This is a genomic window from Sphingomonas sp. Leaf30, from assembly GCF_001422525.1.
GTDB classification, from domain to species: Bacteria; Pseudomonadota; Alphaproteobacteria; order Sphingomonadales; family Sphingomonadaceae; genus Sphingomonas; species Sphingomonas aerolata.
The window spans coordinates 26,582-49,191 of sequence record NZ_LMKZ01000013.1 but is presented as its reverse complement, the minus strand read 5'-3'; the positions used below and the strand labels follow the sequence as shown (position 1 = coordinate 49,191).

Here is a 22,610-nt window from a genome sequence, read left to right as displayed (position 1 = left end):
GACACGGGCGTTCTCGCCCTTGGGGTCGATGCAGATCACCGAGCGGTCGAGCAGCAGCAGGTTGGGAATGATCGTACCCACGCCTTTGCCCGAGCGGGTGGGTGCCATCGTCAGGAGATGCGCCGCGCCGTCGTAATGCAGCAGCTTTCCCGACTTCGCCGAGCGGCCGATCAGAAGATCTCCGTTCGCTTCCAGCTTCCGCACGTCGGCACGGTCACCGAAACGTGCGGAGCCGAGCAGATCGTTGTGCTGGTTGGCGGCACGCCGGTTGAAGCGCCAAGCCAGGAATAGGATCGCTCCGGCCAGCAGGAACGGAATGTCGGTCGCGATCTCGCCATAACCGAAGATGCCCTTGAGCCAGGCGTTGCTCGCCATCAGCACCACGAAGGCGACGAAGACCGCGAGTAGTGGGCTGATCCGTCGCCGGGGCATCAGTGCGCCGCCATCGGCGTGACCGGCAGGGACCGGTCGGCGTCGGGATGATCGAGCAGCCGGAGCAGGATTTGCGAGACCAGGGGAGGGGGCACGCCCTCGTCCAGCATCATCGCGAAAAACGCATCGTCGTTGGGCGTCGGGATCATGTCCTCAATGATCAGGTTGGCGCGCGAGTCCGCCATGTCCTCATGCCACATCGCGATTTCCGTTGGCGTGCCGCGTACAAAATCCATCGCGCGGACCTGGCGGCGGATCGCCTCGATATCAAAATCCGCCATCACGCGGCTTTCAGGTCGGCCGAGCCGGGCAGCGGTGTGGCGAGCAGCACCTGATAATCGGCCAGCAGCGCCCGCGGCACCCACCGGATACCGTGATCGCGGGCGTAACGCCCGGCGATGAGCATGTCGCCGTCGATCGCGTCCCAAGCGTCAGGATTGGCATTCACGGGGAGTGTGTCGCATCCCTCGGTCGCGATGCGGCCGCAGAGCGCGCTCGCTTCGGCCCAACGGGCGCGTAGCGCATCGACCAGGTGTGTGGAGACAGGGGGATCGAAATCACCTCGCATACGCTCCCCACGCTGCATGGCGTATTCCTGTTCTGCCCAGACAGGATCGTTATAGATGATCGTCGCAGCCGCAGACCCGCGCATCAGCCATTCCGAGTTATCATCGCCTGCCATCAGCTCGTCTCCGTCGTTTCGCTTTCCGCATCGAACGCGCGTTTTCCGCGTCTTTTCCACAGTGCCAGCACGTCGCCGGCATCATCGCCACGACCACGCCCGGCGAGATCGAGCAGCGCGCCGTAGAGGGTGGCGCGATCGTCGTCGGTCAGATCGACCAGCCCGGCTTTCTGAACCAGCCCGCCCAGCTCAATCAGGTGACGCGTTCGTTCGCGACGTTGCACGACCCAGCCCCTGCTATCCGTTCGCCGTTCCGCCGCTTCCGTCCGTAGCGTCGCCGCCCGGTTCAGTCGCAGCGCCCGATCCGTTGATTGGAGCAGCGCCACTACCCTTGCGCCCGCGCCGCTGAAAGAAGGCAGCGCCCTTCGCACGCCATGCCTCCTTCGCATCCGTATCCTTCGATCCGATCGCATCGAGCAGAACACCGGCGAGGGTTTCCGCATCGAGTGCATCGGCACCTGTGGCGGCAACGAGCTGGCCGAGCTGTTCGACCCGTTTAGCCTTGAGCGCACGGGCCTTGTCACCCAGCGCCTTCAGCTCGGCATCGTAATCGCGAACCTTCCGCATCACTATCGCCCTTCCGCGTATCGGTCAGCAGCATCTTAGCGCACCCAGCGTGAGGGTAAAGTCAGAACGAGCAGGAAGGTACAGCAGGTCAGTCAGAAGATGCGAAGCAGATTGTGAGTGCGCGCTTATACGTCGTTGCCGACGTGCGCTAAGTAGGGCAGTGTGCGGAGCGTCATGGCGATCTATCATTTCTCCGCCAAAGTTGTGAGCCGCGCAAACGGATCGAGCGCCGTCGCGAGCGCCGCCTATCGTTCCGCATCTGAGCTGCACGACGATCGGTTGAACCGCGATCACGACTTCAGCAACAAGGCGGGCGTGATTCACTCCGAGGTGATGTTGCCGGAGGGCGCACCAGAGCGTTTAAACGATCGCACGACGCTGTGGAACGAGGTTGAGGCAGGCGAGAAGCGCAAGGACGCGCAGCTTGCCCGTGAGGTGGAGTTCTCGATTCCGCGTGAGATGAACGAGAAGCAGGGCGTCCAGCTCGCACGCGATTTCGTGAAGAAGCAGTTTGTCGATCGCGGGATGGTCGCTGATCTGAACGTGCATTGGGACAAGGCGAAGGACGGCACGCCCAAGCCGCACGCGCATGTCATGCTTGCGATGCGCGACGTGGGGCTGGAGGGGTTCGGGAAGAAGAACCGCGACTGGAACTCGACCGAGCTTTTGAAGGACTGGCGCGAGGCGTGGAGCGCTCACGTTAACGAGCGCATGGCCGAGCTGGGGATTGAGGGTCGCATCGACCACCGCAGTTACGAGGCGCAGGGGATCGGGCTGGAGCCGCAGCACAAGATCGGCCCGGCCGCATCGCGTCGTCCGGAGCAGGGGCTTGAGGCGGAGCGGATCGAGGATCACACGCGCATCGCTCGTGAGAACGGCGAGAAGATCATCGCCGATCCCAATGTCGCGCTGGACGCCCTCACGCGGCAGCAGGCCACGTTCACCGTCCGTGACCTTGCGACGTTCGCGTTCCGGCACAGCGACGGCAAGGAGCAGTTCGACCAGGTGATGGGGGCGGTGCGCGCCAGCCCTGAGCTGGTCGCATTGGGGAAGGATGGACGCGACCAGGAGCGGTTCACGTCGCGCGACATGATTGCGGTGGAGAACCGGCTTGAGCGTGCCGGCGACGATCTGGCGGGCCGGGGCGAGCATGGCGTCGCCGATCGGCATCGTGACGTCGCGATCGGCGCGGCCGAGGGGCGTGGCCTTGTCCTGTCGGGCGAGCAGCGCGACGCCTTCGATCATGTGACCGGCGACGCGGGGCTGGCGTCCGTCGTCGGCTATGCCGGCAGCGGCAAGTCGGCGATGCTTGGCGTGGCGCGCGAGGCATGGGAGGGGCAGGGTTACACGGTTCGCGGCGCGGCGTTGTCGGGCATTGCGGCCGAGAACCTTGAGGGCGGATCGGGCATCCAGTCCCGCACCATCGCTAGCCTGGAACACGCATGGGGGCAGGGCCGCGAGCAGCTAGGCCCCAAGGACGTGCTGGTAGTGGACGAGGCTGGCATGATCGGCTCGCGCCAGATGGAGCGGGTGCTGTCCCAGGCACGCGATGCTGGGGCCAAGGTCGTGATGGTCGGCGATCCTGAGCAGTTGCAGGCGATCGAGGCGGGCGCGGCGTTCCGCAGCGTCACCGAGCGGCACGGCGCGGCCGAGATCACCGAGATACGCCGGCAGCGCGAGGACTGGCAGCGCGACGCCACACGTGCGCTGGCGACCGGGCGCACCGGCGAGGCGATCCACGCCTATGACGGCAAGGGCACGGTCCACGCGGCCGACACGCGCGAGGCGGCGCGGGGCGCGCTGGTCGATGGTTGGGATCGCGCGCGCCAGACCGAGCCGGGCAAGAGCCGCATCATCCTCACCCACACCAACGCCGAGGTGCAGAGCCTCAATGGCGAGGCGCGCGACCGGTTGCGCGCGAGCGGCGACCTTGGCGATGACGTGACGGTGAAGGCCGAGCGCGGCGAGCGGCAGTTCGCGACCGGCGACCGCATCATGTTCCTTCGCAACGAGCGCGGCATGGGGGTCAAGAACGGCACGCTGGCGACGATCGAGCGGGTATCGCCCGAGGGCATGGCGGTGCGCCTCGATGACGGGCGCGGGGTCGCGTTCGACACCAAGGATTATGCCCATGTCGATCACGGCTATGCGGCGACGTTCCACAAATCCCAAGGCGTGACGGTCGATCGCGCCCATGTCCTCGCCACTCCGGGCATGGACCGCCACAGCGCCTATGTCGGCATGTCGCGGCACCGCGACGACGTGCAGCTTCACTATGGCCGCGACGACTTCACCGACCAGCGCCAGCTTGTTCGCGCTCTGTCGCGCGAACGCGGCAAGGACATGGCGGGCGATTACGCTAAGCCCGAGCAGGATCAGGCGCGGGCGTTCGCCGATCGGCGCGAGATCCGGTTCCCGGAACTCGCACGCCAGATGGTCGAGAAGGTGCGCGACAAGGCCAAGGGCATGTTTGCCGGTTTCCGGCCAAAGCCGGCTGTCGCGAAAGAGGGGGCGATTAACACTGCCCGCGATCACGGGCAGGGGGGTCCGATTAACACCGCCCGTGATCGCAGCCAGGGGGGTCCGATTAACACCACCTTGGACGTCTCTCAGGCCAAGGCGATCGAACGCTATGCACGTGCCGCGGGCGATATCGGCCGGATGCGCAACAAGGGTCTGCCCGTGCTGCCGCATCAGGAGAGCGCTTTGCAGAAGGCTGGCGAGAGGCTGGACGCGACCCGTCCCCATGCCGCGCGCGACCTTGCATCGGCGCTTGCGCGTGATCCGAAGCTTATCGAGCAGGTGTCGGGCGGCAATACAGTTGGCGCGGCACGCGCGATGGCCGACGAGAAGCGTGTGCGGCTAGACCCGGACGCGCGTGCCGAGCGGTTCGTGGAAGGCTGGCAGAAAATGCAGCAGGCGCGGGCAGGCATGGAGCGGGCCGGCGACAGTGCCGGTGCCGAGCGGTTGCGCGAGCGGATGGAGAAGGCGGCGGGCGGGCTGCACCGTGACCCGCAGCTCGAATCCGCACTGCGTCGCCATGCACCCGACCTGGCGCTGAAGCAGGAAAGCGAGCGGTCGATCGGCGATGCGCTGTCGTCGTCGCTCGATCGTGGGCGCGACCGGGATCGGGGGATGAGCCGGTGACGGTTCGTGCTTTCGGGTACGATCCGGTTTGTGGTTTCATGCAGTAAAGGGGAAGAAGTGCATGAGTGACGATCACGAACCGGACGCCGCAGCGGAGGCGTTTGAAGGTGTCCGCGGTGAGCTTGCGCTGTTGCGCCGCGCCGTCGAGCGGCTGTCCGCGGAGCGCGCCGAGGTGCCGGAGATACCCGATTACAGCGAGACGCTGGGGAAAATGGCGAAGGCGCTCAACGCGACCATGCAAAATGTCGGCGTGCTGGCGAAAACGGCCGAGGACAATGTCGCGCCGCGCTATGTCGCCGACCGGATCGTCGCGGCTGGCGGCCATGCCCGCGACGAGGATCGGCGCATGATCGCGACCGCCGGTGAGAAGATGGACAAGGCGACGACCGCTTTGCACGGTATCGGCGGTTCTGCCCGCCGTGCGGACGAGCAGCGCCGTACCTTGTGGCAGGTCGGTGCGGGAGCGTGCCTGGGCGGGGCGCTGCTATGGACGATCGTGCCGGGGATCATCGCGCGCGAGCTCCCGGGGAAGTGGCAGGTGCCCGAGTGGATGGCAGCGCGCACGCTTGACCTACCGAAATGGGAAGCCGGGCAGCGCCTCATGCGAGCTGCTGGGCCGGATGCTTTCGCCAACATCGCGGCAGCCGATCGGATCATCACCGCAAATCGCAAGGCTGTGCAAGCCTGCTACAAGATAGCTGTGAGGACTAAGAAGACGGTGCGCTGTACCATCGAGATCAGTCGGGATGACGTGGCGGCAAGAAGTGCGATCGTCAGCTCCACGGATTGAAGTGCCCAAGCGGTGCAAGCCGATCATTCCACCGGACAGCAGCGATGCGCTATGCGGAAGGGGCAAGTGCTTCGATGATCCGGCAGTCGGCGACGGTGTTGCGGCTACAGGAATCTATTAGCGCGTCGAGTTCACCAGCAAGCGCGGTGAGGTCTGCAATTTTGCGTCTAATCGCGTCGCGGTGTTGGTTGGCAACGACATCGACGGCGATGCAGGACTGATCGCGCCGATCGGCAAGCCCCATAAGCTCGCGCACCTGATCGATTGAAAAGCCAAGATCACGCGCGCGACGGATGAAGGACAGGCGGCGTAGATGCGCGCCCTCATAGGTCCGATAGTTCCCCGCCGATCGCTCAGGAGCCGGCAGCAAGCCAATCTGCTCATAGTAGCGGATCGTCTCGACTTTCGTGCCGGTCGCACCAGCCAGTTTTCCGATCGTCAGTTTCTCAGACACAGCGCTTGACCCTCTAGCGACTAGAGGGTGCATATAGGCTGTCAGATCGATTCTATCGAGGTGGCGAATATGGCCTGCACAAGCTGCGCGTCCGACAAGGCGGACACTCTCAACGACCCTAAGTGGCGGCGCGCGCTATGGATTGCGCTCGCCATCAATGGCGGCATGTTCGTTATCGAGATCGTTGCCGGCATCACGGGTGGATCGAAGGCGCTGCAAGCCGACGCGCTCGACTTTTTTGGGGATACTGCGAACTACGCAATCAGCCTTGGCGTTGCCGGAATGGCGATAGCCTGGCGCGCACGCGCTGCGATGTTGAAGGGGGCGACGCTTGCTTTGCTAGGCGTCTATGTCTTGTTCGCGGCGGGATGGGGGGCGCTCCACGAAGCAACGCCCCATGCCGAAATTATGGGCGTGGTCGGCATCGCCGCGTTGATCGCGAACCTTGTAGTCGCGGTCATGCTGTACCGCTTTCGAAGCGGTGATGCGAACATGCGGTCAGTGTGGATTTGCTCGCGTAACGACGCGATTGGCAACATCGCCGTCGTACTGGCCGCAGGCGGAGTGTTCGGCCTCAACAGCGCGTGGCCTGATCTCGCCGTCGCCACCTTGATGGCTGTGTTGGGAATATCGGGCGGTGTTCAGATCATGCGGCAGGCACGCGCCGAAATGCGTAGCGAGCCCTCACCCGCCCCCGCTACTTACCAGCAGTCGTTACATGGCAGTCGGTAAGCTGCTAAGGCGCGGGCCGATGCACCGCCTCTCCGCCCTGTTCCTCAGTTTCATGCTCGTGCTTATGCTCGGGCTTGGATCAGTCGCGCATGCGACCGAAGGCGTGACGTGCGTTGATACCACAGCGGTCAGCTCCCTCGATCATTGCGACGGCGATGCCGACCAAGTGCCGGCAGACGCCGACAAGGCTTATCCTCACCATCATGGTGGTTGCCACGGCCATCATGTCGGCGTGCCGATCGCGTCCGATTCAACCGGACCAGCCAGCAGCGTTCGTATGACTGCATCGATGTGGCGCAATGCGCCCAAGGCCCCGGTAGCGTCGGACCCAGCCCTACGTCCTCCCCAAGCCTGACCAACGCCTAATTCCGCCGGGAAAGCCCGTGCGGATGCCCAAGGTTCGTCAGGAGTCCGTTACCCATGCACCGTTTTATTGCGGCCTTATTGGCCGTGGCGTCGTGCGCGTCGATCGCACAGGCGCAGTCAGCCGATCCAACATCGACCAGTCCCCCGCTCACCCTTGAGCAGGCGCTTTCGCTTGCCGGAGCCAGCGCCCCCAGCCTTGAGGCTGCCACGGCTGGCGTCCGGGCAGCACAAGCAGGCCGCACGGTTGCCGGCTACCGCCCGAACCCGTCGATCGTCGCCGAGACCGAGAACATTGCCGGCAGCGGCCAATATCGCGGTCTTCGAAGCGCCGAGACAACGGCAGGTCTGGCACTACCGATCGAGTTGGGTGGCAAACGATCGGCACGGATCGCTGTCGCAGATGCGATTGGTAATCGAGCGAGGATAGGCACGGCGTTGGCCGAGGCTGATCTACGGCTTGCCATCACGCAGCTCTACATCGAGGCGACCGCAGCGGAACGCCGACTGGTGACCGCGCGCGAGCAGGCCGGTATCGCCCGCGAAGCATCGCGCGCAGCCGGCGTCCGCGTTCAAGCGGGGCGAGCATCACCGCTCGAACAGCAGCGCGCCGATGTATTGCGGATCAACGCGGAGACGGCTGTGGAGCGCGCAGAGCGGCTTGCCGAGGTCGCCCGAAGCAATCTTGCCCGACGGATCGGCCAACCCCTCACGGGACCGTTGGACTTGGTGTGGTTCGGCCGTGTCGAGGGCTTTGGTCCAGCGCGGCCGATCGAGACCGCCGGGACGCTGGCATTGGCGGCGACACGCGCGGACGTGACAACGGCAGAGGCACAGGTGCGGCTTGCTAGGTCGCAGCGCATTCCCGACGTGACACTCAGCGCCAGCGCACGACGGCTTGAGGCTACGAACGACGTGGCAGCGGTGTTCGGGCTGTCGATCCCGTTCCCACTGTTCAACAACGGCAAGGCGGCAGTGGCGCAGGCGCGGGCGCAGACTGATCAGGCGCAGGCGCTACGTCGCGCGGCCGAGCTGGATACCGCGCAGGATATCGCAAGCGCACAGGCGAACGTCGCGAATGCCGCGACGACCGCTCGCAACGCCAGCGGGCCGGCATTGGCGTCGGCAAGCGAAGCCGCTCGGATCGCCCGGATCGGCTACCGGGAGGGCAAGTTCGGTCAGCTCGATTTGCTCGATGCCGAACGTACCCTGTCCGAAACACGAACCGCCGCGATCGATGCGCTCGCCACCTATCACGACGCCAAGGCACGCCTCGAACGGCTCGTTGCCGCAGCGCCCTCGACCGAGGAAACCAATCAATGACGAAGACCATCATGCGGGCGCTCGCGCCTGTGACCCTGGCTGTCCTCCTTGCCGGATGCGGCGGGGGTGGCAACGGCGAGGCCGGTGAGAAAGCCGGAGCCGAGAAGACCGAAGGTGCCGAGGCCAGCGAAGCCAAGGAGGGTCCAAAGGATATCGTCACCCTGTCCGCGCAGCAGATTGCGGATGCCGGGATAGAGGTTACGCGTCCTACAGTAGGCGGCGTGGCCGGAGCGATCGAGCTATCGGCAACGATCGAGGGCGATCCTCAGGGTGTGCAGGTTGTGTCCACCTCCGTAGGCGGTCGGCTCGTTTCCCTCACCAGCAATCTCGGGCAGTCAGTCAGCCGGGGAGACCCGCTGGCTATCATCGAAAGCCGGGAAGCGGCATCACTGAAAGCGGAGGTAGAAGCCGCGCGCGCGCGTTCCGCACTCGCCCAATCAAACCTTCGCCGCGAACAGCGCCTGTTCGCTGAACGTGTTTCGCCAGAGCAGGATCTGGTCGCAGCGCGGACGGCAGCGACGGAGGCCAGCATTGCCCTTCGCCTCGCGCAGCAGCAATTGTCAGCGACGGGCAGCGGAGGCGGCGCGCTCAACCGCATCGCGGTTCGCTCGCCGATCGCCGGCCAGGTCATCGCGAGATCCGCTACACTCGGGCAGGCGGTCGCGGCCGATGCAGAGCTGTTCCGCGTCGCCAACCTGTCGAAGGTCACTGTAACCACCTCACTCGTCCCCACCGATGCCGGTCGGGTGAAACCCGGCGTGCGTGTCGAAGTGACGGCACCGGGGCGGCGTCAGGAGGGGCGCGTCACGTTCGTATCCCCCATTCTGGACGAGACGACCCGATTGGTGCCGGTGATCGCTACCCTCGACAACGCCGGCAGCACATGGCGCGTCGGCGAAACGGTCAACGTATCGATCCTCGTTCCTGCGACCGGGGACCGCACCGTCGCCGTGCCATCGGCCGCAGTGCAGATGATCGAGGACAAGTCGTTCGTGTTCGTCCGCACTGCGACAGGATTCCGGGCAATTCCCGTGACGCTTGGTCGCACCAACGGCGGGCAAGTCACCGTAACGGCAGGCCTTACCGGCTCGGAGCGCATCGCTTCCACCAACAGCTTCACGCTCAAGGCCGAACTCGGCAAGGGTGCAGGCGGGGATGAGGACTGAGCCATGATCGGTCGCATCGTCACCCTCTCCGTCGAGAAGCGCTGGCTCGTCCTGCTTCTCACCATCGCGGCTGCATTGCTCGGGATTGGCGCGCTGCGTCAGCTTCCGATCGACGCCGTACCCGACATCACCAATAACCAGGTGCAGATCAATGTCGTTGCTCCTGCCCTCTCCCCCGATCAGATCGAGAAGCAGGTTGCGTTCACGGTCGAAACCGCGCTCGCGGGCATTCCTGGCCTTGAATATACCCGCTCGCTAAGTCGCAATGGCTTTGCCCAGATCACAGCGGTTTTCGGTGAAAAGACCGATATCTACTTTGCGCGAGCGCAGGTCGCGGAACGTCTGCGAACCGCTGAGGAAGACCTTCCCGAAGGTGTGAACCCCGAGATGGGGCCGATCGCTACGGGCCTCGGCGATATCTTCATGTGGACGGTCGAATATCGCGAGCTGGACCAAGTTCACCACCGCAACGGCGAACCCGGCTTGCAGCGCGATGCCAGCTATATCACCCCCGAGGGGGATCACCTTGTCAGCGACGCCGACAAGGCGACCTATCTGCGCACCGTACAGGATTGGATCGTCACGCCGCAGCTCAAAAGCACGGCCGGGCTTGCTGGCGTCGACTCCCTTGGTGGCTACACCAAGGAATATCTCGTTATTCCGGACATACAGCGCATGGCGGCAATGCGGCTAACGCTTCAGGATCTCACCACCGCCCTTCAGCGCAGCAATACCAGCGCGGGCGCTGGCGTGGTCAACCGCAACGGAGAAGGGCTGGCGGTTCGATCGGATGGGCGTGTTCGCAACGCCGACGAGCTGGCACGTACCGTCGTTGCCACCCGCGAGAGCGTTCCGATCCTGCTTAACCAGATCGCGACCGTTCGCACCGGGCAGGCGCTACGCATGGGATCGGCGTCAGAAAACGGCCATGAAGTTGTCGTCGGCACCGCGGTTATGCGGATCGGGGAGAATAGCCGCACGGTATCGACCGGCGTTGCCGAACGGCTGACGCAGATCGGCCGCTCTTTGCCGGTCGATGTTGTCGTGAAGCCGGTCATGAACCGGACCGAGCTGGTGAACTCCACAATTTCGACGGTTGCCCGCAACCTCGCCGAAGGTGCGGTGCTGGTAATCGTCGTTCTGTTTGCGCTGCTTGGCAATTTCCGCGCGGCGCTGATCGCGGCCTGCGTCATTCCGATCACGATGCTGCTGACCAGCATCGGCATGTTGGAGGCGGGCGTTTCCGCAAATCTGATGAGCCTTGGTGCGCTCGACTTTGGTCTGATCGTAGATGGCGCGGTCATTATTGTGGAGAACGCATTACGGCGTTTGGGCGAGGCGCAGCATGGTCGTGATGACGTGCTGACCATCGAGCAACGTCTCGGGATTGTCGCGGCGTCGGCGCGCGAGATGATCCGGCCATCGGTGTACGGGCAGGCTATCATCATCCTTGTCTATGCGCCGTTGCTCACCTTCACGGGTGTCGAAGGCAAGATGTTCGAGCCGATGGCGCTCACGGTCATCATCGCTCTGGTGTTCGCCTTCATCCTATCGCTGACCTTCATACCGGCAGCGATTGCGATCTGTCTCAGCAAGCGGGTCGAGGAGAAGGAAAGCCGCGTCGTCACCTTCCTCCGGAAACGTTATGAGCCGGGACTTGATGCGGCAATGCGCCGACCCACCCTCACCATCGGCGTCGCGATCGGTGCGCTGGCACTCGCCGGGGCCGCTTTTACGACATTGGGGCAGGAGTTCTTGCCGCAGCTCGATGAGGGCAACATCCTCGTGCAGGCGGTCCGCATCCCGGGCACATCGGTCGATCAGAGCCAGGCGATGCAATTCCAGGTGGAAAAGGCACTCGCCAAGGCCCCTGAGGTCCGCTTCGCCTTCTCGCGCACCGGCACGTCCGAAATCGCATCGGACCCGATGCCGCCTAACGCGACCGACACCTTCGTCATCCTGAAGCCGAAGAAGGAGTGGCCCGACCCCGGCCTGTCCAAGGAAGAGCTGGTCGAGCGGCTGGAAAAGCGGCTCTCCACTCTGCCCGGCAACGCCTATGAGATCACTCAGCCGATCCAGATGCGGTTCAACGAGCTGATTGCAGGCGTGCGCGGCGACATCGCGATCAAGGTCTTTGGCGACGACTTTGGCGAGATGAACGCGACCGCAGATCGGATAGCCGGCATCCTTCGAAAGACGCGGGGTGCAGCAGACGTGCGGGTTGAACAAACCGAAGGCTTGCCGATGCTCGATATCCGGCCGAACCGCACTGCCATGTCCCGCGTCGGGGTGACGGCGGGTGACGTGCAGGACACGGTTGCCGCAGCCATTGGCGGCCGACAGGCTGGCGTGATCTTTGAAGGCGATCGTCGCTTCCCCGTCGTGATCCGGATGGCCGAAAGCTCACGATCCGATCTGACGGCGGTTGCTCAGGTGCCGGTGCCGACCGGCAGTGGCGGCTTCGTACCGCTATCGACAGTGGCGGATATCGCCGTGGTCGATGGTCCCAACCAGATCAGCCGCGAGAACGGCAAGCGGCGTGTCGTGGTGCAGGCCAACGTGCGCGATCGAGACGTGGCCGGTGTCGTGGCTGATGCCCGGTCAGCCATCGACGCTCAGGTGAAATTGCCGCCTGGCACGTATCTCGAATGGGGCGGTCAGTTCGAGAACCTGGCATCTGCCCGCGATAGGCTTAGCGTTGTGGTGCCGATCTGCTTCGTGGTCATCATGTTCCTGCTCTACGGCGCGCTTGGCTCCGTCAGGGATGCGTTGATCGTGTTTACCGGCGTTCCGCTGGCGCTGGTCGGAGGCATCCTTGCGCTGGTGCTAAGAGGCATGCCGTTCTCCATTTCAGCGGCAGTCGGCTTCATCGCGCTATCAGGTGTCGCGGTTCTCAACGGGCTGGTCATGGTGTCGTCCATCCATGATCTGATGCGGCAAGGCATGGGTCGTGCGGTAGCGGCGCATCAAGGCGCTCTGGCGCGGCTCCGGCCAGTTGCGATGACGGCGCTCGTTGCGTCGCTTGGCTTCGTGCCGATGGCACTTGGTCATGGTGCTGGAGCCGAGGTGCAAAAGCCGCTGGCGACCGTCGTCATTGGTGGCCTGATATCCGCAACCTTGCTCACCTTGTTCGTGCTGCCGACGCTCTACGCTCGTTTCGGACGGCGCGAGCTGCCAGCCCCATCAGGGGGACACATCGAACTGCCGCCTTTGAGTCATGACAGCGTGAGGGCTTAAGCTATGCAGGCCGTTGCCTTCACGCTCATTCCCGTCGTCGCCGTACTGATCGGCTCGCTATTCGCGGTATCGAGACGGCCAAGTGATGCCTTCGTAAGCGCCATGCAGCACTTGGCGGCAGGCGTCGTGTTCGCCGCAGCGGCAGCCGAGATCCTGCCCCAGGTGATGCACGAAGGTTCACCGATCGCGACATTCACAGGCGGCGCGCTTGGCATTCTCGTGATGCTGTCGCTCAAAGCCCTTGAGGGTCGCGCCAGTGGACCGATCGCCATGCTCGGTGCGGTCGCGGTCGACATCCTGATCGACGGGCTTGTTCTCGGGTTGGCGTTCGTCGCTGGCGGGAAGGCCGGCGTGTTGCTGACGATCGCGTTGACGTTGGAGGTGCTGTTTCTCGGACTGACCGTGACCACCGAGTTGGGCGAGACGATCAAGTCCAAGGCGCGGATCATCGCGATTACGATGGGGATCGCGTTGTTGCTGCCGATCGGTGCGGCGATAGCGACTCCCGTTGCGACGTTTCCGCCCGTCGTCATCGCCGGGTTTCTCAGTTTCGGTTTGATGGCGCTGCTCTACCTTGTGACGGAAGAGCTATTGGTGGAGGCGCACGAGAAGCCCGATACCCCGCTTATCAGCGCCATGTTTTTCATCGGCTTTTTGGGATTGCTCCTGATCGAGGAGTTTTTGGGCTGACCGCTCGACGTGGAACGTCTTGGACCAATGATGATGACGTCGAGCTTCGTCGGCGTATCGAGGCCAAGCAGACTCTGGCGGTAATCGCACGCGAGATGGGCCGAACGATGGATGCGGTTCGGGGAAGAGCCTCAACCCTACGGGTAACTCTCCGCTCGTCACAGCGACCATGGCGCGACGGCGTGCCGCGGCGGGTAGATGTAGACTAGGAAAATAGGGGCGGCTGCCCGCCCCTATCCAGCTTTTAGCCGTGCTTCATGCCGCCCTTGGCATGATCGCAGCAGTCCGCGGCCTTGGCTTTTGCGCCATCCTTGCAGCAGTCCGCACCGTCCTTGCAGCACGCCATGTCGGCGCAGCAATTGGCGACAGCGGCGAATGCGCCAGTCGACAGGGTGAGGGCGAAGGCAGCGCTGATGAGCTTGAACTTGGTCATGATATTCTCCGAAATTTACGTGTGATGGTGTTCGACGTCACACGGTTTGCGGAGGGGGCGTGGCCGGAGCGTATGCCATGCCCAAAAGGCCCGTCTGTGGAGCTGGCCAAGGCGATAGATGGGAGGACGGAACCAGCCCGATATGCTCGACGGTTTCGCCGGCAACCGCAACGCACGGTATGGCGCAGGCCGACGCAGGTGCCTTTTTGATGGGAGCGCCTGCTGATTTGCTGGCGCAGTCCATCATCGCGGACGCAGCCGGAGGCGCGGCCATCGCCATCGTCTCGCAGAGCGGGCCAAGCCGGACCAGCAACATCACTGCCAGGACGAAAAACGCCATGGAACGCAATATCTTGGAGAATGGGCGAGCCCGGCGTTTCATTGGATGCATCTAGAAGCACACTCAGTGATGCACAATGTCGGAGGAGCGGTTCGCCACACTAAGAGAACTTTACTCGCCTTTCCGGTACGTTGGCGAGGTTGCGATGCTCGAAAGGTCCGTGGCGCTATCGATCGGCACATCTGCCTCCTTTCGCTCGGAATAGCGATCAACAAGCTGCGTGGTGTGCGGGCGTAGAAGGACCGTGAAGCGCACCAGCTCCTCCATCACATCCACGATCCGATCATAGTAGGCCGAAGGCTTCATTCGGTCGCTTTCGTCGAACTCCGCAAACGCCTTCGCGACGCTCGATTGGTTTGGGATCGTCACCATTCGCATCCAACGGCCGAGGACGCGCAGGGTGTTCACGCTGTTGAACGACTGCGATCCGGCCGACACCTGCATGACGGCAAGCGTGCGGCCCTGCGTCGGGCGCATCCCACCCATCGACAGCGGCAGGTGATCGACTTGCAGCTTCATGATGCCGGTGATCTGGCCGTGGCGCTCGGGGCTGCACCACACATGCCCCTCCGACCACATCGACAGTTCGCGTAGCTCGTGGACGGCCAGGTGATCGTCCCCCGTCACCTGATCGGGCAGCGGCAACGTCGAAGGATCGAAGATTCGCGTTTCGCAGCCGAAGAATTGCAGCAGGCGAGCGGCTTCCTCAACGCACAACCGCGAAAAGGACCGCTCCCGCAAAGAGCCGTAGAGCAACAGTATGCGCGGAGGTGGATCACCAGCGCCCAGCCCAAGGGCAGGACGATCGAGCGCATAGCGCCGATCAAGGGCGGGTAGATGATCGGGGTCAGAGAGGGCGCGAAGCGGCATCAGGCGGTCCTTGGGCCAAGCAGAATGATACAGGTGCCGATCAGGCAGAGTGTCGCTCCACCAGCGTCCCAGCGGTCGGGCCTCACCCCTTCGACAGCCCACAGCCAGATCAGCGATGCACAGATGTAGACGCCGCCATAGGCTGCATAGGCCCGCCCTGCTGCATCGCTGTCCACGCGTGTCAGCAGCCAGGCGAACAGCACAAGCGATACCACGCCCGGAGCCAGCCACAGGGGCGATTTGCCCAGCCGCAACCATGCCCAAAAGGCAAAGCAGCCTGCGATTTCCGCGAGCGACGCGGCCAGATATACGAGTGCCGTCATCCCATGCTGATCCTGATCGCGAGTGCCGCGAGCGTTACCAGCAGCACCGGAATCGTTAGCGTCGCGCCGACCTTGAAGTAATAGCCCCAGCCGATCCGAATGCCCTTTTGCCCGAGGACGTGCAGCCAGAGCAGCGTCGCGAGCGAGCCAATCGGTGTGATTTTCGGGCCAAGGTCGCACCCGATCACGTTGGCGTAAATCATGGCTTCCTTGATCGCGCCCGTGGCGTGCGTCGCGTCGATCGACAGCGCACCCACCAGAACGGTCGGCATGTTGTTCATCACCGACGACAGCAGCGCGGCAATGATCCCGGTGCCGAACGCCGCACCCCAAACGCCGCCTTGCGCGGTGCGATCGAGCAGGCCGGCAAGATGGTCGGTCAGTCCGGCATTCCGCAGGCCATAGACGACCAGGTACATGCCGAGCGAGAAGATCACGACCTGCCACGGCGCGCCGGCCAGCACCTTGCGCGTCTGGATGACATGGCCGCGCGCGGCGATGACCAGCAAGAGCACGGCACCGGCAGCAGCGACGGCGCTGACCGGCACGCCGATAGGTTCGAGCAAGAAGAAGCCGGCGAGCAGCAGGGCGAGGACGACCCAGCCCGCCTTGAATGTGGCATGGTCACGGATCGCATCAGCGGGCGCGCGGAGCTGCGCCACATCGTAGCTGGCGGGTATGTCGCGCCGGAAGAACAGCAGCAGCACGACCAGCGTCGCGGCGATCGACGCCAGATCGACCGGCACCATCACCGAGGCATAATCGGCAAAGCCGATCCGGAAGAAGTCGGCCGACACGATGTTGACGAGGTTGGAGACGATCAGCGGCAGGCTTGCGGTATCGGCAATGAACCCCGCCGCCATGACGAACGCCAGCGTCGCCTTGTCCTTGTATCCCAGGGCCCTCAGCATCGCGATGACGATCGGCGTCAGGATCAGCGCGGCGCCGTCATTGGCGAACAGCGCCGACACCGCCGCCCCGAGCAGGACGATCAGCACGAACAGCCGACGACCATGCCCCCCGCCCCAGCGCGCAACGTGGAGCGCCGCCCATTCGAAGAACCCGGCTTCATCGAGCAACAGGCTGACGATGATGATCGCGACGAACGTCGCGGTCGCGTTCCAGACGATGCCCCACACCACCGGCACGTCAGAGAGCGAAACGACCCCGACGAGTAGCGCGACGGCCGCGCCGCCTAGCGCGCTCCAGCCGATGCCCAGGCCCTTGGGCTGCCAGATGACGAGCGCGATCGTGACGACGAAGATAGCGAACGCGAGCAGCATCAGGCGATGCGCTGGCCCGAAGCATCCACAACCTGTTCGCCGTCTTCCTTGGCAAACGCGCCCTGTTGGGCATCAGGCAGCAGATCGAGGACCGCTTCGGACGGTCGGCACAGCTTCACGCCGAGCGGCGAGACGACCAGCGGCCGGTTAATGAGGACCGGATGCGCCATCATCGCGTCCACCAGCGTGTCGTCTGACAGCGCATCGTCACCAAGGCCCAGCTCCGCATAGGGCGTCCCCTTCTCGCGTAGCAGATCGCGGGGCGTGATCCCGGCGCGGTCGATCAGCTCGACCAGCAACGCGCGCGAGGGTGGGGTTTTCAGATATTCGATGACGTGCGGCTCGATGCCAGCATTGCGGATCATCGCCAGCGTGTTGCGCGACGTGCCGCACTCGGGGTTGTGATAGATCACGATATCGACGGCCACGGGGCGTCCTTTCAGCAGCAGGGGGTGAGTTCGGCCAGGAGCGGCGCACACAGTTCAGGCGAGCCGGCACAGCAATCCTTGACGAGGAACAGCGTTAGCGCGCGCAGCCCGTCTAGATCGGCACGGTAAATAATCGACCGGCTATGCCGTTCCGAGCGCACGATGCCGGCGCGCGCGAGAATGCCGAGGTGCGCGGACATGGTGTTCTGCGGCACGTCGAGCTGACGGGCAATTTCACCCGCCGCCATGCCGTCCGGTTCGTGGCGAACCAGCAGGCGAAACACGTCGAGGCGTGTGCCTTGCGCGAGCGCACCAAGCGCAATGATAGCCGAATCGTTATCCATGCATCCGGCATAGCGGATATGTTAAGTTATGAAAGCTCTCACGATCTTCAAACCACTATCGATTCCGACAACGCCCTGCACCGACATGAAAGCGGCAGGCGTAAAGACCATGCCGGCCACGACATGTCGGGCATGAAAAGTAAATGGGAGGGAGGCGTCCGCGCCTCCCTCTTTTAATGGCGGGCGAACACCTTGCGTCCGGTTGGTCCGAACGCGATCACCTCATAGGGCTGTGCGTTCATGCCCGGCATTTCCATGCCAGGTGATCCCACCGGCATACCCGGCACGGCAAGCCCGTTTACGCCTTTGGGATGCTGGGCAAGCACCCGTTTCATGTCGGCAATCGGTACATGGCCCTCAAATGCCATACCGTCGACTACCGCGGTGTGACATGAACTGAGGTCGGCGGGGACACCCATCTTGCGCTGAAGCACATCGCGGTGAGCGTCATCGATGATCTGCACGTTGCGCCCGAACTGCTGACGGACCTGCTTGGCCCACTGCTCGCAACAGCCGCACCCTGGATCGCGGTGCATGGCAATGCTGTTCGCCGCTAAGGCCACAGCCGGGGTCATCATCGCTGCGGCGACGATCGCACTCCGGATCGTAAACTTCATTGCTAAACTCCTTTGGTGAAGCCCCGCCCGGGGGCGGGGTTCCTGCCAGCGGCCTTATTGGGCGCGCTTGCCATGCGACTTGAGCCAGCCCTGAAGCTCGGCGATGTCCTTTTCCTGCTTCGTAATGGTCATCTGCGCCATCCGCTTCGTGTCGGCATCCTTCGCGTCCCGAAGCGCCACGCGCGACATGGTAACGGCTCCACGATGATGTTCGATCATCTTGCGGGTCCACATCTCCGATGCGTCTCCCTGCTTCGCGGCCATCATCTTCTGATGCATGTCCATCTCGGATGCGGCGTAAGGATTGCCCGGATCATTCATCATCTTGGAATGATCCATTCCCTGCATCTGGCTATGATCCATGCCCGCCATGCTGCTCTGTGCGGCAAGCGGACTGGCGGCGAGCGCTGCGGCTAACATGCCGATCGTGGTAATGGTCTTCATAGTCGTTCTCCCGAGGTATCCCCCACCTAGAGAGAGTTACGCGGCAACGTCGTGCACCCCTTGGACTTTTCTTTGCCTGCGGCGCGGCCAGCGCATGTAGAGCAGCACCACGCCTGCCACCGCAAGGGCTAGCCCCCCAGCTGCAAATGCCATCATCCAAGGGGTGTTGAAGTTCTCATGGTTTTTCCAGTCCATGATGTGGAGGCCCCAGAAAAAATCATAGAGCCGCCACGTACCCGTTCGGACACCGACAATCCTACCGTTCTCCGGTGACACGAACACGCGCGTCGTCTCGGCGTCCTCGAACTCCACACGCCAGACCGGCAGTTTGCCACGAAACTCCGTGCTCGCTGTTCGAGCAAACATGACGGACGCAACAGGGACACCGGGGCCGCGATATGCCGCGCGTGCAACTCGTAGCGCAAAGGGCGCATCGATACGCTGCATCGGCAAACCGGTCCGGGCGTCGTGCATCCGGACCGTGCCGTTAGCCATCGTCAACTCGGCGACGGGTTGTCCGAACAAGGTCGTGTAGCGCAGTTCGCGCACCGGGCCGGGGGCAGCGCCCAACACCGATGCCGGGGAAGCAAACTCCTGAGCCGGATCGATCGTCGCCGTGTTCTCGCGTGCAACGAGGTGTTCTCCTCGTACCCGCTCGATCGGCAGGATGCTCATCAACAAGCCGCTGGAGAACCAGAGCAGTAGCTGCACCCCGATAATCAGTGCCAGCCAGCGATGAAGCTTGCTGGCACCGACATGAAGGCGGAGCCTGCCGCTCCTCAGAACCAGGTCCTCACGCCGGCAACGAAGCTGAAGCCGCCCGTGTCATCACCGCGTGCTCTCGTGAAGCGTGCCGTGTCGCCGAATTGCCTTTCCCACGACACGCCGATGTAGGGCGCAAACTCACGCGACTTTTCGTAGCGCAGCCTGAGCCCGAGTTCGAGGTCCGTAAGCCCCGATCCGATGCCGTCCTGGCGCACGTCTTGGGCTGCAAAGTTGGCTTCCACGCGAGGCTGAAGGACGAAGAATTGTGTCACTCGCTCGTCGTACCATGCCTCGGCTCGGCCAAGCACGTCGCCCTTGTCAGAAAGGAACAGTGCCCCCTCGACGTCGAACCAATAGGGCGCAAGCCCCTCGATCCCGACCGTCGCGTAGGTGCGAGAAGGGTTCGGCTTGAAGTCGTAGCGGACGCCCGCCTGAAGGTTCCAATAGGGATCGAGCGCACGGCTGTAGAGCGCCTGCACCTCGGCCGCTTCGAGCGGTTTGCCAAATGTGCCCTCGCCTTCGCTCTTCAGGGTGAGACGGTTGATGTCTCCCCCGATCCAAGCCTCGCCATCCCATCGATAGCCGTCCCCGCCTTTGCGCGCCTGATACTCGGCAAGGTTGAAGAGCACTTGGTAGTAGGTCATTCCGCCATGCTCGCGGCGCAGGTCGCGGTTGGCATCGCTCATGGCTGCCTCGCCGTAATAGCGAGACGCTGCCAGCACCGGAGATGGTGCAGGCGCGGGCGCATTGCCCGGCTTCAGGTCTGTACCGACAGGCACGGTCGCCATTCCCGGCATTGAAGACATGTCATGCTGCGTTGGCTGGCCGGGTGCCATATCCATGCCGGGCATCGCCGACATATCATGGCCGGTGTGCTCGCCTGTTGCGGTAGCCGGAGCAGGGTTCATGCCTGACATTTGGGACATGTCGTGGCCGGCGTGCGGATCGGCCGCGTTCGCACCGCTCATGTCCATGCCGGGCATCGTGTGTTCGGCATGTGGATCGGCTGCAGGCTTGGAGGGACGCTTTGCCGGGACCTTCCTAGTCGCTGCCTTCTTGGCAGGGGCCCGCTTTGTGGCCGGTCTCGATCTAGCGGTCGGTTTTTTCGCCGGCATTTTCATGCCCGGCATGCTCATGCCCGGCATCATTGAATGGTCCATCGTCTGCGCCGTGGCAGGTGCCGTGGCGACCAGCGCGCCGATCCCGGCGAGAAGCAGCGCCTTCATGCCGCCTCTCCCTTCGCCGAACGGACCTGGACGACCTGCATCATGCCCGCGTGCATGTGGTAGAGCATGTGGCAGTGGAATGCCCAATCGCCCTCGTTGGCGGTCACGTCCCAACTGACCTTGCCCCCCGGTTGAACCATGACGGTATGCTTTCTCGGGCTGTACGCGCCGTGCCCCGTCACCAATTCGAAGAAGTGGCCGTGCAAGTGGATCGGGTGGCCCATCATCGTGTCGTTGACCAGCGTGACGCGGACGCGCTCGCCAGCAAGAAATGGGATCGGTGCCTTCACCTCGGACAGCTTTTCACCGTCGAGCGCCCACATGTAGCGTTCCATGTTGCCGGTAAGGTGGATCTGCACCTCGCGCGACGGCGCGCGCAGATCGGGATTGCGATCGACCGCGACCAGATCGCGGTAATTCAGCACACGATGCCCGACATTCTCCAGACCCTGACCGGGGTCGCCGGTACGATCCATCGGCATCGGCGAGATGGTCTGGACACCCGGCCCCTTCTTCACGCCCGGCGCTTTCGAAAAGTCGCGCATGTTCATGTCCATGCCCGCCATGCCGCCCATTGCCATACCACCTGCGGCGTCGGGCGCACCTGCCATGCCTGGCATCGTAGCACCCGACTGCATCGCGCCGTGATCCATCCCGGCCATTCCGCCCGCGCCGGCACCGGCAGCACCGTGGTCCATCTGCGCGTGGTCCATCGCAGCGGCGGGCTTTTCAGCCGTGGCCATTGATCCGTGATCCATTCCAGGCATGCCACTATGGTCCATGCCCTGCATCGAACCGCCGCCCGACATATCCATGTTCATGTCCATCCCCATGTCCTTCATGGTGGCGACAGGGCGCTTGCGAAGTGGAGGGACTTCAGCGGCCATGCCTTCGCGGGGGCTTAGCGTTGCGCGCGCCATGCCGGACCTGTCCACGCTCTCACCGACCAGCGTGTAGGCGCGCTCGTCCGATGGAGTGACGATCACGTCGTAGGTCTCGGCCACGCCGATCTGGAACTCGTCGACCTCAACGGGACGGACGTTGAGGCCGTCCGCCTGGACAACGCTCAGCTTCAACCCCGGAATCCGGACGTTGAAGGTCGTCATCGCGGACGCATTGATGACACGCAGCCGCACCCGCTCGCCCGGCCTGAACAGCCCCGTCCAATTGTCCTGCGGCCCATGCCCGTTGACGAGATAGGTGTAGTTTGAACCCGTCACGTCGGCGACGTCGGTCGGGTCCATCCGCATCTTGCCCCAATCGAGGCGATCCTTGAGCGGCTGGTCCTCGCCCTTGAGCAGGCCGGCGAGCGTCTGCTGCTGCCGGTTGAAATAGCCCGACTGCTTCTTGAGCTTCATGAAGATGCGATGCGGGTGGAGCTGGCTGTGGTCGGACAGCACGATAACGTGCTCGCGATCCGACTGGATCGGGTCAACGCCCTTGGGGTCGATCACGATGGGGCCGTAGAGCCCCATCTGCTCCTGCAACCCGGAATGGCTGTGATACCAATAGGTGCCGGCCTGCACGATCGGGAACTCGTAGGTGAAGGTCGTGCGCTTATCGATGCCGGGGAAGGCAACGCCCGGCACGCCGTCCATCTGGAACGGCACGATCAGGCCGTGCCAGTGCAACGAGGTCTGCTCATCAAGACCGTTCTCGACATGCAGCCGCACGGTCTGACCTTCCCGCAGCCGGATCAGCGGTGCGGGCACAGTGCCGTTAATGCCGATGGCGTGGCTCTGCCGTCCGTCGATCATCATCATCTGGTGCGCGACCCGGAGCCGGATTTCATCACCCGATACAGTAGGCAGCGGCTTCACAATACCAGCGGAAACAGGCTGCGCCCATGCCGGCATATATGCCGACAGCGCAACACCGCCTCCTGCAAGAGTGGCACCGCGCAGCAATTGGCGGCGGTCTAGAACGCGCGACATGGTAGCTCCTTGGGATTGAG

The 22,610-nt window shown here is 63.7% G+C and carries 24 protein-coding genes; 7 read left to right on the top strand and 17 right to left on the bottom strand.

What is annotated here, in order from left to right; all coding sequences use genetic code 11:
- From ASE89_RS20395 to ASE89_RS11460, 5 genes are all read right to left on the bottom strand, one after another.
- A partial coding sequence (locus ASE89_RS20395) for a type IV secretory system conjugative DNA transfer family protein (RefSeq protein ID WP_236701727.1) occupies positions 1-375 on the bottom strand: 375 nt, incomplete at its 3' end.
- 56 nt (positions 376-431) lie between these two features.
- Complete coding sequence (locus ASE89_RS11475) at positions 432-713, bottom strand: hypothetical protein (RefSeq protein WP_056677713.1); 282 nt, start codon at positions 711-713, stop codon at positions 432-434.
- Positions 713-1,114: a hypothetical protein gene (locus ASE89_RS11470; RefSeq protein WP_056677710.1), complete on the bottom strand. Its 402-nt coding sequence runs from the start codon at positions 1,112-1,114 to the stop codon at positions 713-715. The genes ASE89_RS11475 and ASE89_RS11470 overlap by 1 nt, the downstream gene beginning before the upstream one ends.
- A complete protein-coding gene (locus ASE89_RS11465; RefSeq protein ID WP_056677708.1) occupies positions 1,114-1,338 on the bottom strand; it encodes a conjugal transfer protein TraD in 225 nt (74 codons plus the stop codon). Before ASE89_RS11465 ends, ASE89_RS11470 begins: the two co-directional genes overlap by 1 nt.
- Before the next feature lie 13 nt (positions 1,339-1,351).
- Positions 1,352-1,681: a conjugal transfer protein TraD gene (locus ASE89_RS11460; protein WP_056677704.1), complete on the bottom strand. Its 330-nt coding sequence runs from the start codon at positions 1,679-1,681 to the stop codon at positions 1,352-1,354.
- 174 nt (positions 1,682-1,855) lie between these two features.
- Between ASE89_RS11460 and traA the strand changes: the two genes are divergently transcribed.
- Together traA and ASE89_RS11450 are read left to right on the top strand one after the other, a co-directional pair.
- On the top strand, positions 1,856-4,828 hold the full coding sequence (gene traA / locus ASE89_RS11455) for a Ti-type conjugative transfer relaxase TraA (protein WP_056677703.1): 2,973 nt from the start codon (positions 1,856-1,858) through the stop codon (positions 4,826-4,828).
- Between the two features lie 61 nt (positions 4,829-4,889).
- Positions 4,890-5,618 carry a DUF6118 family protein gene (locus tag ASE89_RS11450; protein WP_192143182.1) on the top strand — a complete coding sequence of 243 codons (729 nt, stop codon included), beginning with the start codon at positions 4,890-4,892 and terminating at the stop codon, positions 5,616-5,618.
- 49 nt (positions 5,619-5,667) lie between these two features.
- Here ASE89_RS11450 and ASE89_RS11445 read toward each other — a convergent pair whose 3' ends face one another.
- Positions 5,668-6,072: a MerR family transcriptional regulator gene (locus ASE89_RS11445; protein WP_235516308.1), complete on the bottom strand. Its 405-nt coding sequence runs from the start codon at positions 6,070-6,072 to the stop codon at positions 5,668-5,670.
- Between the two features lie 69 nt (positions 6,073-6,141).
- On the opposite strand from ASE89_RS11445, the gene ASE89_RS11440 reads away from it, so the two are divergent.
- The 5 genes from ASE89_RS11440 (at position 6,142) to ASE89_RS11420 (ending at position 13,583) form a co-directional block, all read left to right on the top strand.
- Positions 6,142-6,804, top strand: a complete 663-nt coding sequence (locus tag ASE89_RS11440; protein ID WP_055843156.1) for a cation transporter — start codon at positions 6,142-6,144, stop codon at positions 6,802-6,804.
- 420 nt (positions 6,805-7,224) lie between these two features.
- Positions 7,225-8,490 (top strand): TolC family protein, encoded by a 1,266-nt coding sequence (locus ASE89_RS11435; protein ID WP_055763290.1) that lies wholly within the window; start codon positions 7,225-7,227, stop codon positions 8,488-8,490.
- Positions 8,487-9,656 carry an efflux RND transporter periplasmic adaptor subunit gene (locus ASE89_RS11430; RefSeq protein WP_055763292.1) on the top strand — a complete coding sequence of 390 codons (1,170 nt, stop codon included), beginning with the start codon at positions 8,487-8,489 and terminating at the stop codon, positions 9,654-9,656. Before ASE89_RS11435 ends, ASE89_RS11430 begins: the two co-directional genes overlap by 4 nt.
- A gap of 3 nt (positions 9,657-9,659) precedes the next feature.
- Positions 9,660-12,893, top strand: coding sequence for an efflux RND transporter permease subunit (locus ASE89_RS11425; RefSeq protein ID WP_056677697.1), 3,234 nt, complete (start codon positions 9,660-9,662; stop codon positions 12,891-12,893).
- Between the two features lie 3 nt (positions 12,894-12,896).
- Positions 12,897-13,583, top strand: coding sequence for a ZIP family metal transporter (locus ASE89_RS11420; protein ID WP_055763298.1), 687 nt, complete (start codon positions 12,897-12,899; stop codon positions 13,581-13,583).
- Between the two features lie 244 nt (positions 13,584-13,827).
- Here the strand turns inward: ASE89_RS11420 and ASE89_RS11415 are convergent, their stop codons facing one another.
- The 11 genes from ASE89_RS11415 to ASE89_RS11360 form a co-directional block, all read right to left on the bottom strand.
- Positions 13,828-14,016, bottom strand: a complete 189-nt coding sequence (locus tag ASE89_RS11415) for a hypothetical protein (protein WP_041394287.1) — start codon at positions 14,014-14,016, stop codon at positions 13,828-13,830.
- A gap of 451 nt (positions 14,017-14,467) precedes the next feature.
- Positions 14,468-15,226 carry an arsenical resistance protein ArsH gene (arsH, locus tag ASE89_RS11405; RefSeq protein WP_055763304.1) on the bottom strand — a complete coding sequence of 253 codons (759 nt, stop codon included), beginning with the start codon at positions 15,224-15,226 and terminating at the stop codon, positions 14,468-14,470.
- Positions 15,226-15,549: a YnfA family protein gene (locus ASE89_RS11400; RefSeq protein ID WP_055763308.1), complete on the bottom strand. Its 324-nt coding sequence runs from the start codon at positions 15,547-15,549 to the stop codon at positions 15,226-15,228. The genes arsH and ASE89_RS11400 overlap by 1 nt, the downstream gene beginning before the upstream one ends.
- Positions 15,546-16,832 (bottom strand): arsenic transporter, encoded by a 1,287-nt coding sequence (locus tag ASE89_RS11395; RefSeq protein ID WP_055763311.1) that lies wholly within the window; start codon positions 16,830-16,832, stop codon positions 15,546-15,548. The genes ASE89_RS11400 and ASE89_RS11395 overlap by 4 nt, the downstream gene beginning before the upstream one ends.
- Positions 16,832-17,260 carry an arsenate reductase (glutaredoxin) gene (arsC, locus tag ASE89_RS11390; RefSeq protein WP_082446616.1) on the bottom strand — a complete coding sequence of 143 codons (429 nt, stop codon included), beginning with the start codon at positions 17,258-17,260 and terminating at the stop codon, positions 16,832-16,834. Before arsC ends, ASE89_RS11395 begins: the two co-directional genes overlap by 1 nt.
- 11 nt (positions 17,261-17,271) lie before the next feature.
- Positions 17,272-17,604 (bottom strand): ArsR/SmtB family transcription factor, encoded by a 333-nt coding sequence (locus ASE89_RS11385; RefSeq protein ID WP_055763316.1) that lies wholly within the window; start codon positions 17,602-17,604, stop codon positions 17,272-17,274.
- A gap of 173 nt (positions 17,605-17,777) precedes the next feature.
- Positions 17,778-18,221 carry a DUF411 domain-containing protein gene (locus ASE89_RS11380; protein WP_055763320.1) on the bottom strand — a complete coding sequence of 148 codons (444 nt, stop codon included), beginning with the start codon at positions 18,219-18,221 and terminating at the stop codon, positions 17,778-17,780.
- A 54-nt stretch (positions 18,222-18,275) separates the two neighbouring features.
- A complete protein-coding gene (locus ASE89_RS11375; protein WP_235516307.1) occupies positions 18,276-18,665 on the bottom strand; it encodes a DUF305 domain-containing protein in 390 nt (129 codons plus the stop codon).
- Between the two features lie 36 nt (positions 18,666-18,701).
- A complete protein-coding gene (locus ASE89_RS11370) occupies positions 18,702-19,448 on the bottom strand; it encodes a PepSY domain-containing protein (protein WP_268795171.1) in 747 nt (248 codons plus the stop codon).
- Complete coding sequence (locus ASE89_RS11365; RefSeq protein WP_055763326.1) at positions 19,445-20,656, bottom strand: copper resistance protein B; 1,212 nt, start codon at positions 20,654-20,656, stop codon at positions 19,445-19,447. Before ASE89_RS11365 ends, ASE89_RS11370 begins: the two co-directional genes overlap by 4 nt.
- Positions 20,653-22,590 carry a copper resistance system multicopper oxidase gene (locus tag ASE89_RS11360; RefSeq protein ID WP_056405756.1) on the bottom strand — a complete coding sequence of 646 codons (1,938 nt, stop codon included), beginning with the start codon at positions 22,588-22,590 and terminating at the stop codon, positions 20,653-20,655. The genes ASE89_RS11365 and ASE89_RS11360 overlap by 4 nt, the downstream gene beginning before the upstream one ends.
- Positions 22,591-22,610: the final 20 nt, after the last annotated feature.